Source organism: Bacillus pacificus (assembly GCF_020861345.1).
Taxonomy (GTDB): Bacteria; Bacillota; Bacilli; order Bacillales; family Bacillaceae_G; genus Bacillus_A; species Bacillus_A pacificus.
The window spans coordinates 4,540,001-4,553,833 of record NZ_CP086328.1; the positions used below are offsets into that span (position 1 = coordinate 4,540,001).

At 36.6% G+C, this 13,833-nt stretch carries 11 protein-coding genes (1 of these 11 running past the window's edge); 3 read left to right on the forward strand and 8 right to left on the reverse strand.

The window, feature by feature from the left end; genetic code table 11:
• The 6 genes from perR to LMD38_RS23495 all read right to left on the reverse strand — a co-directional run.
• Positions 1-30, reverse strand: partial view of a peroxide-responsive transcriptional repressor PerR gene (gene perR, locus LMD38_RS23470; RefSeq protein ID WP_000237834.1) — the 5' portion only. The gene continues 399 nt to the left of window position 1, outside the view; the window shows 30 of its 429 coding nt (coding positions 1-30); its start codon is at positions 28-30; its stop codon lies off the left edge, out of view.
• A gap of 299 nt (positions 31-329) precedes the next feature.
• Positions 330-785 (reverse strand): thioredoxin-dependent thiol peroxidase, encoded by a 456-nt coding sequence (gene bcp, locus LMD38_RS23475; RefSeq protein WP_000633721.1) that lies wholly within the window; start codon positions 783-785, stop codon positions 330-332.
• 44 nt (positions 786-829) lie between these two features.
• The gene (locus LMD38_RS23480; protein ID WP_000964350.1) at positions 830-1,234 is read right to left on the reverse strand and encodes a potassium channel family protein; all 405 of its coding nucleotides are present in this window, start codon (positions 1,232-1,234) and stop codon (positions 830-832) included.
• A 72-nt stretch (positions 1,235-1,306) separates the two neighbouring features.
• On the reverse strand, positions 1,307-2,092 hold the full coding sequence (locus LMD38_RS23485; RefSeq protein WP_061183160.1) for an ABC transporter permease: 786 nt from the start codon (positions 2,090-2,092) through the stop codon (positions 1,307-1,309).
• A gap of 4 nt (positions 2,093-2,096) precedes the next feature.
• Positions 2,097-2,888 carry an ABC transporter permease gene (locus tag LMD38_RS23490; protein ID WP_000521517.1) on the reverse strand — a complete coding sequence of 264 codons (792 nt, stop codon included), beginning with the start codon at positions 2,886-2,888 and terminating at the stop codon, positions 2,097-2,099.
• On the reverse strand, positions 2,881-3,894 hold the full coding sequence (locus LMD38_RS23495) for an ABC transporter ATP-binding protein (RefSeq protein ID WP_000843645.1): 1,014 nt from the start codon (positions 3,892-3,894) through the stop codon (positions 2,881-2,883). The genes LMD38_RS23490 and LMD38_RS23495 overlap by 8 nt, the downstream gene beginning before the upstream one ends.
• Before the next feature lie 121 nt (positions 3,895-4,015).
• Between LMD38_RS23495 and hemL the strand changes: the two genes are divergently transcribed.
• The 3 genes from hemL to LMD38_RS23510 all read left to right on the forward strand — a co-directional run bounded on the left by hemL (position 4,016) and on the right by LMD38_RS23510 (position 11,304).
• On the forward strand, positions 4,016-5,320 hold the full coding sequence (gene hemL / locus LMD38_RS23500; RefSeq protein ID WP_000260535.1) for a glutamate-1-semialdehyde-2,1-aminomutase: 1,305 nt from the start codon (positions 4,016-4,018) through the stop codon (positions 5,318-5,320).
• A 198-nt stretch (positions 5,321-5,518) separates the two neighbouring features.
• Positions 5,519-9,955: a glutamate synthase-related protein gene (locus LMD38_RS23505; RefSeq protein WP_100634462.1), complete on the forward strand. Its 4,437-nt coding sequence runs from the start codon at positions 5,519-5,521 to the stop codon at positions 9,953-9,955.
• Positions 9,956-10,215: 260 nt separating this feature from the next.
• The gene (locus LMD38_RS23510) at positions 10,216-11,304 is read left to right on the forward strand and encodes an aromatic acid exporter family protein (RefSeq protein ID WP_000765784.1); all 1,089 of its coding nucleotides are present in this window, start codon (positions 10,216-10,218) and stop codon (positions 11,302-11,304) included.
• A gap of 13 nt (positions 11,305-11,317) precedes the next feature.
• On the opposite strand, the gene LMD38_RS23515 is transcribed toward LMD38_RS23510, so the two are convergent.
• A complete protein-coding gene (locus LMD38_RS23515) occupies positions 11,318-13,078 on the reverse strand; it encodes an ABC transporter ATP-binding protein (protein ID WP_001161621.1) in 1,761 nt (586 codons plus the stop codon).
• Between the two features lie 54 nt (positions 13,079-13,132).
• Entirely contained in the window at positions 13,133-13,663 is a 531-nt protein-coding gene (ntdP, locus tag LMD38_RS23520; protein WP_000506628.1) for a nucleoside tri-diphosphate phosphatase, read from the reverse strand.
• Positions 13,664-13,833: the final 170 nt, after the last annotated feature.

Genomic DNA, 13,833 nt, shown 5'->3' on the forward strand with positions numbered 1-13,833 from the left:
TAGCGCTTCTTTTAATTCTTCTTTGACCACCGTCATGCACCCCGATTCTATACGGATTATTATTTTATAATTCTTATAAAGAGTGTACTCCTTTTCTTATAAATCGTCAATATTTCTACTATAAGTATGTGGTTTATTTTTGTATATAGCCTTATTCTTATGTATCTTTCCCTATTTTTTATGCATTTACAATAGAAAAAAAGTGCGACATAATCGCACTTGGAATACTATCATCTGAGGAGGTATGCCCTACACTTCACTTTATGTAAGACAATAAAATATGTATAGACACTCGCCTTACTTCTATATATTTTATCTCCACAATGGATTTACTTTATATAAGAAAGAACATCTTCAACATGTCCCTTCACTTTCACTTTACGCCACTCTTTTACAAGCTCACCGTCTTTATTAATAAGGAATGTAGAGCGCTCAATTCCCATGTACTCTTTCCCAAAGTTCTTTTTCAACTTCCAAACATCATACAATTCCGCTACCTTATGATCTTCATCTACTAAAAGTACAAATGGAAGTTCATGCTTCTCAATGAACTTCAGATGTCTGTTCGCTGAATCAGGACTTACACCAAGAATAACTGTGTCCTTCTCTTGAAATAATCCATATGCATCTCGAAAATCACATGCTTCAGTTGTACACCCTGGAGTCATATCTTTCGGATAAAAATATAGAACTACATTTTTACCACGAAAATCAGCTAAGCGAACTTGTTCCCCGTTACTTCCCTCTAATGTAAATTCTGGAGCCATTTCTCCTACTGTGATCATTGTTATCACTCCTACTCTTTTCTTTTACTATAACAAATGCTTCCTTATTTTTCATTGTCTATTACAGACCTCATTACAAAAGCAAACGGTAATGTATATCCAATTAGCGCTTCTCCAATCGCAATCCACCGCCCAATTCCAATCGGAGATATGTCACCATATCCAACAGACAATAAAGTAACTGCGCTAAAATACAAACAAATTTCAACCAGTTGAAAAGAGTGAGCGTTTAAGCTTTCTCCATCCTCTTTCAAAACTGCAAAACCCATTTCCTCTAATACAACGTAACTTAATCCAAATGCAATCAATACTGTTGTATAAATCAAAAATAATGTAGCTAAATTATACAGCGAAAAAAAACGCGTTGAATCCGAATAGGAACTCCATAATAATTGGACACTCCTCAAAATAGCAATTGCTGCAATTAATAGAATAAATCCCCATAACATGTCCTCCACCTCATTTTATATGTATGAGACAGCCATTAGATTTATCCCTTAGAAACGAACAAGCTTTTATAATTAATTCCCTGCACCACGGTACCTTTTTACCCCTTGATTCCAAAGAGTAATTGCAATCGTAAAACAGATAACACCAACGAGCGGTGTTGCAAATGCATAGCTATTCCACTCTGTTTTCCTTAAAAAGTACGCTGCTGGATACACTCCGACAAACGCAAATGGTAGGACAAACGTTAAAATAAAGCGAATCACACGGTTATAAATATTAACAGGATAGCGGCCATAATTCCCTATGTTATACATTAGCGGCATAATCGAACTTTTCGCGTCCGACCAAAAACCAAGGCTTGCAAGCGTAACAAATATCCCTCCGTATACAAGTGCGCCCCCTCCTACCATCAACAAGAATAAGAAGATATCGTACCAGTAAAAAGATAATTGCAACTCCACTGCTGCGTAGCCCATTACAACCATTCCCGTAATCGCTCCAATTAAAGATTCAAGCTCCATTCTCTCTAATATAATTTGAAATAAACTATGAATCGGTCTCGTTAATATGCGATCCATTTCTCCTTTAATAATGTAACGATCATTAAAGTCCCATATGTTAAAGAAAGCTGAGAAAATGGCAAACGGCACTAAAAAGAAACCATAAATAAAGATGACTTCTTCTCTACTCCAACCTTTTAATGCTTGCGTATGTCCAAACACAACAAGAATAAAGATTAAATTAACAGCCTGTAGTGATAAATCAGAAAGTAACCCAACGATAAAATCGCCCCGATACTCCAATTTTGTTTTTATATATTGACTTGCATATTGCAAAAATAGTTTTATATATATCATCTCATCATCCCCCTTGTACAATTAGACGTTTTCTCGCCGTTCTCCACATGAGTACAATCGGAATAATAAGTACAATGGCCCAAATTACTTGGAATAATAATGCCTCATACAATTTACTTCCTTGTATACCTTCTGAGAAAATCATACTCGGAATATAACTAATAGCCTGAAACGGTAAAAACATCATTGCCTTTTGGGCCCATAACGGATAAAAACTAATTGGTAATAACAGACCTGAAAACAAATCAATAACAACACGTTTTGCATACATAATTCCGCTATTATTAAATAAGAAGAATGTGAGCATTCCCGTCATTAAATTAATTTGTGTATTAATAATAAAACTAAATATTAAAGATAAGAAGAAATATAACCACGTTTGAAAGTTCGTTGTAATTTGCAATGAAAATAATAAGGTAACGATGACCATACCCGGAATTGAAAAGAAGGCAAAGCGAAATATTCCTTCACCAAGACCTTGCATCACTTTCATCCCTAAATAGTTATATGGACGTATCAGTTCTACCGCTACACGTCCTTCTTGAATCTCCATCGCAATTTCCCTGTCTATATTATTAAAATAAAAAGCACGTGCCATCCACGCAATTGCGATATACGTAGTCATTTGCGAAATAGATAAACTTTCAATATTCTCTTTTCCGCTATAAATTGCTTGCCACAAAAAATAATATGCGCCGATATTAATTGTATAAATTAAAATCCCGCTATAGTAGTTTGTACGATACGCAAGCATCATTAAAAAGCGAATTCGAATCATTTCAATGTACTTACCCATGTTTAATACCTTCTTCATAAATGTTACGAATAATTTCCTCTGTAGACACTTCATTAATTTTTAAATCTTTAATTTGAAAGGCTTGTACCACTTTAGAAATAAGCATTGAAATAATAACTTCTTCATTCGGGATTTTGGCAATCCAAGCGTTTTCCTCTTTCGCTTTCGACCAAACGACATGACTATCTGGCATAACCATTGATAAAGCCTGATAGGAAACTGGTGCGACAAACTGAAAATGTATTTCTTTCTCTGCTCCCCACTGCGTACGAAGGTTATTTAAAGAACCGTCATACATAATATTGCCTTCATCCAGCATGATAACGCGCTCACATAAAGCTTCAATATCAGTAATATCATGAGTTGTTAATAAAATCGTTGTTTTATAACGTTCATTCATTTCTTTTAAAAATTCACGTATTTTCAATTTCACAAGTACATCTAACCCAATTGTTGGTTCATCTAAAAATAATAACGGCGGATTATGAATTAATGCTGCCGCTAATTCACACCGCATTCTTTGACCTAAAGATAGCTTTCGAACTGGCTTATCTAATAAAGGACCAATATCTAACGTTTCGATCACGTGCTCCATATGTTCTTTATACTGAGCGTCTGATACACCGTACACTTTTTTTAATAAACGAAACGATTCTTGTACCGCAATATCCCACCAAAGCTGTGAGCGTTGCCCGAAAACAACACCAATCGTTCTTACAAATTCTTCCCTCTGCTTATGCGGGTTCATCCCGTTTACTAAAATGTCTCCTGATGTCGGAGTCAAAATCCCCGTAAGCATTTTAATTGTCGTTGATTTACCAGCACCATTCTCACCGATATATCCAACCATTTCACCTTGTTTCACAGTAAAAGATACATCATTTACTGCTGGTACTATTTTATAATTACGATTTAATAAATCGCGAAATGCACCCTTTAAACCTGGACGACTTGAATAGGCTGTAAATTCTTTACGTAACCCTTGTACCTCAATTACCGATTTCATAACCGGACCCCCTTCCTAAATGTCACAACGAATAGTTTACCCAACTGCCTTCTCTATCACAAACAATACGTCTTTTCGAAAAACATGTTAGAATAATACATAGATTTTTGTAAGGAGATGAATGGTAGTGAAATTCACAAAATCAGAAGCATTACATAAAGAAGCTTTAGAACATATCGTTGGCGGTGTTAATAGTCCTTCTCGTTCTTTTAAAGCAGTTGGTGGCGGCGCTCCTGTTGCTATGGAACGTGGAAAAGGTGCTTATTTCTGGGATGTAGACGGAAATAAATATATCGATTATTTAGCAGCATACGGTCCTATTATTACTGGACATGCTCACCCGCACATTACAAAAGCAATTACAACAGCTGCTGAAAATGGTGTACTTTACGGAACTCCAACAGCGCTAGAAGTAAAATTTGCAAAAATGTTAAAAGAAGCAATGCCTGCATTAGATAAAGTCCGCTTCGTAAACTCTGGTACTGAAGCTGTAATGACAACAATTCGTGTCGCTCGCGCTTACACAGGCCGCACAAAAATTATGAAATTCGCTGGTTGTTACCACGGTCATTCTGATTTAGTACTTGTAGCAGCTGGATCTGGTCCTTCTACACTAGGAACTCCTGACTCAGCGGGTGTACCACAAAGTATCGCTCAAGAAGTTATTACCGTTCCATTTAATAATGTAGAAACTTTAAAAGAAGCATTAGATAAATGGGGACATGAAGTAGCAGCTATTCTTGTAGAACCAATCGTTGGAAACTTCGGTATTGTAGAACCAAAACCTGGCTTCCTTGAGAAAGTGAATGAACTTGTTCACGAAGCTGGTGCACTAGTAATTTATGATGAAGTTATTACTGCTTTCCGCTTCATGTACGGTGGTGCTCAAGACTTACTTGGCGTAACACCAGACTTAACAGCGCTTGGTAAAGTTATTGGCGGCGGACTTCCAATCGGTGCTTACGGTGGTAAGAAAGAAATTATGGAACAAGTTGCCCCTCTTGGACCTGCATATCAAGCTGGTACAATGGCAGGAAATCCTGCTTCTATGGCATCTGGTATTGCTTGTCTAGAAGTTCTTCAACAAGAAGGGCTTTATGAAAAATTAGATGAACTTGGTGCAATGCTTGAAAAAGGAATTTTAGAACAGGCTGAAAAACATAATATCGATATTACATTAAACCGCCTAAAAGGCGCTTTAACTGTATACTTCACAACAAATACAATTGAAGATTACGATGCAGCACAAGATACAGACGGAGAAATGTTCGGTAAATTCTTCAAACTTATGCTGCAAGAAGGAATTAACTTAGCACCTTCTAAATACGAGGCATGGTTCTTAACGACAGAACATACAAAAGAAGATATTGAATATACAATTGAAGCTGTAGGTAGAGCATTTGCCGCTTTAGCAAACAATAAATAATCCCGTCATTAAAAGGAAAAAAGAAAGCACACCTTTCTTTTTTCCTTTTTTCTATTTCATAAATCCTTTATCAATAGTATAATTATTCATAATTATCTGTTTAATTTTATTTTATATCCTTACTATCTTTGTATACAAGGCTGCTCACGCCTCAAATAGTAAGATTATTCAAACTTTCATAAGAGGGGGGATTGACGGATGCTCAATAAAACAAACACATGGACACCGTCTTTATTTCGAGATTACAAAAATGCAGAACACGATGCATGTGGAATCGTTTCCGTTATGGAGAAACGAAAAATTCCTACAAAAGAAAATATTGACCTTTGCATACAATCGCTCGTCAAAATGAATCATAGAGCTGGTTTCATTAATGGCGAAGGTGATGGAATCGGTATTCACATTGATGTACCAAAAGCACTTTGGAATGAAAAATTAAAAAGTAGCGGATATAATCCAACGATCGTGGATCATCCCCACTTTATCGTTGGACATTTTTTTCTAAACAAAAACGAAAATATAGTTAATTTAAAAAATCATATTCGTACACAACTAAACAACGAAAACTTTGCAATTCTTTTCGAAAGTGATGATGTAATAAACTCCGATGCACTCGGTCCACTTGGTAAACAAGAAGAACCTTTATTTTGGCAAGTTGCTCTTATCGCAGAAAATGAAGTTACAAATATTGAGCAAACATTATTTACAGTAACGATAAAAATAGAAGAAAATGAAGCGATTCATGTTGCTTCCTTAAGTCGTGATCACGTTGTATATAAAGTTCTCGGTGCTGGGGATACACTTGTTGCCTACTACAATGATTTACAACACCCACTTATTGCTTCAACTATGACACTAGGACACAATCGCTATTCTACTAATACATTATCTAACTTCTTTCGTGTACAACCATTTAGTATCCTCGGACATAATGGTGAAATTAACACAATTGCAAAATTACGCGATCAAGCTGAAATGATTCACGTTCCACTTACTGCTGGGGGCAGTGACTCCCAAGATTTAAACCGCACCTTAGAAACTCTACTTGTTCAATACAACTACAGTTTATTTGAAGCAATGGATATACTATTCCCGCCAATTATTAATGAAATTAAACTTTATGAACCACATTTACAAGATTTATATACGTATATACGTGAAGCATGGGGCCATTTTGCACAAGGTCCAGCTGGCATTATTTCACGTTATAAAGATGAAGCTGTTTTCAGCGTGGATTCCCTTGGGCTACGACCAGTATGGAAAGTAGAGACAGAAAGCTCTTATATTTTCTCTTCTGAACCTGGAGTTGTATCACCAACTGAATATGTAGCAGAACCAAAACCACTCGCTCCAGGGGAAAAAGTCGGACTAAAGTGGAATGAACAAGATGAGCTTGTTCTTTATGAATATGACAAATACCAAGCTCAAGTATATGACCGTTTTAAAAAACGAGTGGATACTAAAGATTATCATTTAAACTTATCTACTCCTGAAACGAAAGAAATCCAAGGATTATGTGATTCTATGCAAGTTGAAACAAAACAATACGTTGCTTTCGGATGGGATCGTGAACATATTCAGCTTCTTGAACAGATGGCAACAAAAGGCGTTGAGCCAATTCGCTCACTTGGGCATGACTCACCACTCGCTGCACTCGATACTGATAGACGAAATATCGCTGACTTCATTAAGGAAAGTGTAGCTGTCGTTACAAATCCAGCAATCGATCGCGATCGAGAAGTTGAACACTTCTCCACACGAACGATACTTGGCAAACGTCCAAGTTTATTGGCTGGTGCTAAACAGCCATTTGTAGTTGAGATGCTTTCCCCAATCATTTTAGAAGGAAGTGTAGCACAATCTATTGTAGAAGAATTACACACAATTACGTACGAGCAACTTATACAACTATTCAATACTCATAGCTCTATCGCTACAATCTCTGCTACATTCAGTCAGGCAGAAACTTTACAATGTGCCTTAAGTCGAATTAGTTCTGAAGCGATAACAGCCGTGAACGATGGAGCTTCCCTATTATTAATAGACGATGCTGATGCTCACCTAAATGGACGATTATGGATTGATCCGCATTTAGTTACCGCGAAAGTACATCAAGTATTAAGCGAAAATAAATTACGCCGAAACTGCTCTCTCGTTATACGTTCTGGTGCCCTTCGCTCCTTACACGATATCGTCACACTGTATGGATTAGGAGCAGATAGTATCAATCCATATTTACTATTTGCAACCGTAAATGATGGGACAAAAACACCAATTACGAATTTATATCATGCACTTAATAAAGGACTGGAAAAAGTCATTTCAACAATTGGAATTCATGAATTGCGTGGTTACGGTCGCCTCTATTCTTCTATCGGGTTACATGAAGAAATCGCAAATATATTGCAAATTACAAATTTCTTAGGTTCAAATGATTTAGCTTTTTCTCTTGAATCACTTGCTGAAGATGCACAAATGCGAGCTAACGATTATAACAATCCTAAAGTTAGAATGCGAAAATCTTTTCATATATTCCCGCGAATTTGGAAAGCAATCGGCGATGTTGCAAAGGGAAACTCTTATGATGATTACCGTGAAAAATTAAGTGAATTAGAAGAAAATAACCCAATCGCAATTAGACATCTTGTTCAAACGAAAGAAACAAAACATGTCGTTCCGGCTGAAGAAGTGTCCATCAGTATTCAAAATCATGATTTGCCATTTATTATTAGTTCCATGTCATTCGGTTCTCAAAATGAAATTGCCTTTCGTGCATATGCAGAAGCAGCCGATCAGCTAAATATGATTAGTTTGAACGGTGAAGGCGGCGAAATTAAAGATATGATTGGAAAATATCCACATACACGTGGACAACAAATCGCGTCCGGACGATTTGGCGTAAACGCCGAACTACTCAATTCATCAAACTTAATTGAAATAAAAATTGGGCAAGGTGCCAAGCCTGGTGAAGGTGGACATTTGCCAGGTTCAAAAGTAACAGCCAAAATCGCCGAAGCGCGTAATGCTACAATTGGCTCTGATTTAATTTCACCTTCTAACAACCATGATATTTATTCCATTGAAGATTTAGCTCAAATGATTACAGAAATTAAAACGGCTAATCAGCTTGCGAAAGTAGCTGTAAAAGTCCCTGTCGTCCCTAACATTGGAACAATTGCTGTTGGTATCGCAAAAGCTGGTGCTGATTTTATTAACATTAGCGGATTTGATGGTGGTACAGGAGCTGCACGTATTCACGCATTGCAACATGTAGGGCTTCCTGTAGAAATTGGTGTGAAAGCCGCTCACAATGCTTTATTAGAAGCAAATATGAGACATAAGGTAGAAATTTGGGCTGATGGTGGTATTCGAAGTGTGAATGATGCCTTGAAAATTATGCTCCTTGGAGCAAACCGCATTGGATTTGGTACATTATCCATGATTGCAATCGGCTGTACAACTTGCCGCGGATGTCATCTAGATACTTGTCACGTTGGAATTGCAACACAGATTGAATCTGAAGCTCAAGCGAAAGAACACGGATTACGCCGCTTCGTCCCGCGTGAATTAGAAAGCGCCGTGGCTGGATTATTACATTTATTCACTACTTTTGGCGAAGAACTAAAACGATTAACAGGAAATCTCGGCTATACAAATTTACAAGAAATTGTCGGGCGTTCCGATTTATTAAAACAAGTTCGAGGCAAAAATTTATTAAACTTATGTAATTTACTACAAACGATAGAACATCCATCTAGTACAAAAACAGAACACGTACTAGAAAAACAATTTGAAACAATTCATTCCCCCCATTCAAAAGAATTAGTGGGCGTTGGCGTAGAACAACGCGTTATGGGTGGTCTAGAATCTTGTTATCGCGTTCGTAGTAAATTATATGAAGACACGAAGCTTGAACCACTTACATTAAAGTATACGAATGGCTCGATTCCTGGAAATGGATTAGGTGCTTACAATAGTGAGAACTTATTTATACACGTAAATGGCGGCGCACAAGATGGTATTGGTAAAACCTCCTTTGGTGGTGGTATTTATATAACGAAAGCAAAAGGAAAAGACGGTCTATATTATAACGGTTCTGTCGGAAAAGGTTTTGGATACGGTGCACAAAAAGGGGCGCTATACGTTCAAGGTAACGCTGATGCTCGCGCTGGCATTCGCCTCTCTGGAGCAGACATGATAATTGGCGGACGCATGATAAAGCCACTCCGTGAAAAAGAGCAAGGGAATATAGGAGCATACTCTAATATTAAAGGTTTCGCTTTTGAATATATGACAAATGGGCGCGCTCTTGTTTTAGGGGATCCTGGTCCATGGATTTGCGCTGGTATGACTGGCGGTGTTGTTTATTTACGCCATGATTCAAGCTTAGGTTTAACAGAACAGGCCTTAAAAAGAAGAATCGCAAAAGGAGCAAATGTTACATTACAACCACTTAGTAAAAATGGTGTGCAAGATGTGACCGAGTTATTACTAGATTATATCCGTGTATTAAATGAACATGAGCAATACGAGGAAGTTGCTTTATTGACACCGTTACTCGATGATATGCCGCAACAGTTTTTTGAAATCATCCCGAAAAAAGAGCAGGCTGATCCATCTATCTCAACAGAGTGATATGCCTATTTTTCATCTTCAAGAAAAAAATTGACGAAGTACACTTCTCATAGTAATCTATAGTAACAATTTGAAACCTGCTGAAATTCAGCAGGTTTTTTTACTAAAAATTGATGTTTAAAAAGAATTAGGAAAAAGTATAAAATGAATCTTAATTTCTTATTAACGTCACTAAAATATCACTTGCTAACATATTGTAATGAATGTATAGTATCATGTTGTACATTCATTATGACAAGAGAAAGGATCTTATTAAGGGTATGAAACTTGGTGCTCGCATTTTAAAAACGGGTATTGCCATCACATTAGCTTTATTTGCTTGTATTTTACTTAACTTACCGAGTCCAGTATTTGCGGGAATCTCAGCTATCTTCGCTGTTCAACCGTCTGTATACCGTTCGTATTTAACTGCACTTGAACAAATTCAAGCAAACGTCATTGGTGCGGTATTCGCTATCGCATTCGCTACTGCTTTTGGACATAATCCTTTTATTATTGGATTAACATGTATATTAGTAATTGCTCTTACATTGCAATTACGATTAGAAAACACAATATCAATTGCTTTAGTAACAGTTATCGCTATTATGGAGTATCAAGGTGAAGATTTCTTTAGTTTTGCCTTACTTCGATTTGCGACGATTATGGTTGGAATTATTGCGGCTTCACTTGTAAATTTAGTGTTTATGCCGCCAAAATACGAAACAAAGTTATATCATCGCATCGTTGATAATACAGAAGAAATTGTAAAATGGATTCGAATGAATAGCAGGCAAGCTTCTGATTTTACAACATTAAAAACTGATATTGATCGTATGAAAGAAAAAATGATCAAACTAAACCATTACTATTTGCTGTATAAAGAAGAAAGAAGCTATACGAAAAAAGTAAAGTTCGCAAAAATTCGTAAGCTTGTTTTATTCAGACAAATGTTAGCGACGACAAGTCGTGCTTTAAGTACATTAAAATCATTACATCGTACTGAAAACGAACTGCGCTATATGCCAGAAGAATTCCAGGAATCTATTCAGAATGAACTTGATTCATTAACACATTATCATGAACAAGTTTTATTAAAATTTATTGGTAAAGCAAAAAAACAACAATCTGTTGAAATGCTTGATGAAGTTGAAACAGGTAAACAGGAATTAATTGATATCTTTATGGAATATCAAAACAAGGATGATGAGGAAGCATATAAAACATGGCTACATCTCTTCCCTCTTATTTCTGCTATTATTAACTATAGTGAAGAAGTAGAGCATTTAGATTTACTTGTGGATAGCTTCTACACATACCATAAACCAGAAGCAGAACTCAAAATCGACGATAAAAAAGAAGACGAATAAAAAACAGCTCCTTTTACGCTAAAGGAGCTGTTTCTGTTATATGTTGAAGTTGATATAAATTGTAATAAAAACCTCTTTTTTTCATTAATTCTTCATGAGAACCTGTTTCTTTAATTTCACCATCTTCAATGTAAATAATCGTATCCACATGCGTAATCGTCGCCAATCGATGCGCAATTATGATCGTCGTTCGATCAGCAGCTAACGTTTGAAGCGCCTCTTGAATATATCGTTCATTTTCTAAATCCAAAGCGGAAGTCGCCTCATCTAATATAAGTAACGATGGATTCTTTAAAAACACGCGTGCAATCGCTACACGTTGCCTTTGCCCACCAGATAACTTCACACCGCGTTCCCCGACGACAGTATCATAACCATCAGGTAACTCAATAATAAAATCATGAATTTGCGCAGCTTTGGCAGCTGCAATTACTTCTTCCTCTGTAGCTTTCGGATTCCCATATAAAATATTTGCCCCGATTGTATCGCTAAATAACAAATTATCTTGCAGTACAATTCCAATATGACTACGTAAATTTCTCATATCATACTTTCTAACATCTATCCCATCTACATAAACTGCGCCTGAAGAGACATCATAGAAACGCGGGATTAAACTAGCAAGAGATGACTTCCCTCCCCCACTCGCCCCTACAAGTGCTACCTTCTCTCCTGGCAACATAGTTAACGAAAGGTTATGTAATACCTCTTTTTCATCCGAATTGTAACGAAAAGATACATTATCAAATATCACTTCACCATTTAATTTTTTCGTTTGTACCGCACCTGGTACATTCACAATATCGTATTTTTCGTCTAACAGTTCAAACACCCGATCCATCGATGCGAAAGACTGTGTTAATGTCGTAGAGGAATTAACAAGGCGGCGAAGTGGACTATACAAACTATCCATATATCCAACAAAGGCAACCATAGTTCCTAATGTTAACTGCCCCTGAATCACTTCATACGCTGCAAAACCGATCACGAGTAACGGCCCTAAATCTGTTAACGTATTTACTGCCGAAAATGTTCTCGCCGTCCAACTCGTATGCGTTAACGCTTTCGTCAAAAATTCATTATTTCTTTTTTCAAATTGCTTCCCTTCATACTCTTCTAATGCAAAGCTACGTGTCACTTGCATCCCTTGAATACGTTCATGTAAATACCCTTGCATCGTTGCTAACGCTTGTGAACGCTCTTTCGTCAATTTTCGAAGACGCCCGAAAAAATATTTCACTGCCACTACATAAATAGGTAAAATTAATAGCGCAACAAATGTCAATTTTATATTCATAGAAAACATAACAATAATAGCAATAGCAATTGTTGCCGTATCTAACCAAACATTCATCAAACCAGTAATTACAAAATCCTTCGTTTGTTCTACATCATGAATGACACGTGAAATAATCTCCCCTGTTTTTGTATTCGAATAATAACGTAAACTCAACTTTTGTAAATGGCCAAAAATATGTTTTCGCAAATCATATAGTATTGTATTTGCGATACGCTGCGCAAAATATTGACGATAATATTCAATCGGCGGTCTTAACACTGCAAAAATAAAAAAAGCAATCCCAATCGCTGTTACTAGTTGGGACGTCTTATCTTGAAATGACCCTCCGCCCTGAATAACATCATCAATAATATACTTTAATAACCACGGCATAATGAGCGGGATGCCGAATTTAACTAGACCAATCATAATCGTAATAGCAATAAGCCATCGATATGGTTTAACAAATTGCAAATATCTTTTTATACCTTGCACATAATCCCCCCTCTAATAGGACAAACCTGCGGGGAAATCCCCTGCAGGTTTGTTTTAATTTCTGTACATTAAATATCTCTCATACCACATATCTACAAAGTCTGGTGCGAATGGCCCTTTTCTTTGATGAATCCATTGTGTTAGTTGTGCTACATTTCGTTTTAAAATCGTATCAATCACAGGTGGATATTGCATAATTTGACTATGTTTTTCATATTCATCTTCATCTAAAAGTGTATATGTCATATCTGGATACACTTTAATATCTAAATCATAATCAATATACTTTAACGCTTCAGAATCATATGCAAAAGGTGAGCTTAAATTACAATAATAATATACGCCCTCTTCCCTTAACATTCCAATCACATTAAACCAGTAGTTTGCATGAAAATAACAAATTGCTGGTTCACGAGTAATCCATGTTCGGCCATCTGATTCTGTCACTACTGTACGATCATTTGCTCCGATCACAAGACTTTGTGTCCCTTTTAAAATCGTTGTCTCTTCCCACATTCTATGAATGGAGCCATTATGTTTATAACTATGTATTTGTACTTTTTCTCCTTCTTTGGGAAATCCCATATATGCTCCCTTCCTTCAACTGCGAATGCCCTTTGAACTGCATTCACTTTTTTTCTATTATAACTTTTTTGTCGAAATTTTAAAACTAAAGCGATAAGACTCTATGTTTCACACTGAATACCATATCCATAGTCTTTCTTAGGGGATGGGGCCAAACGAGGAAAGGAGAA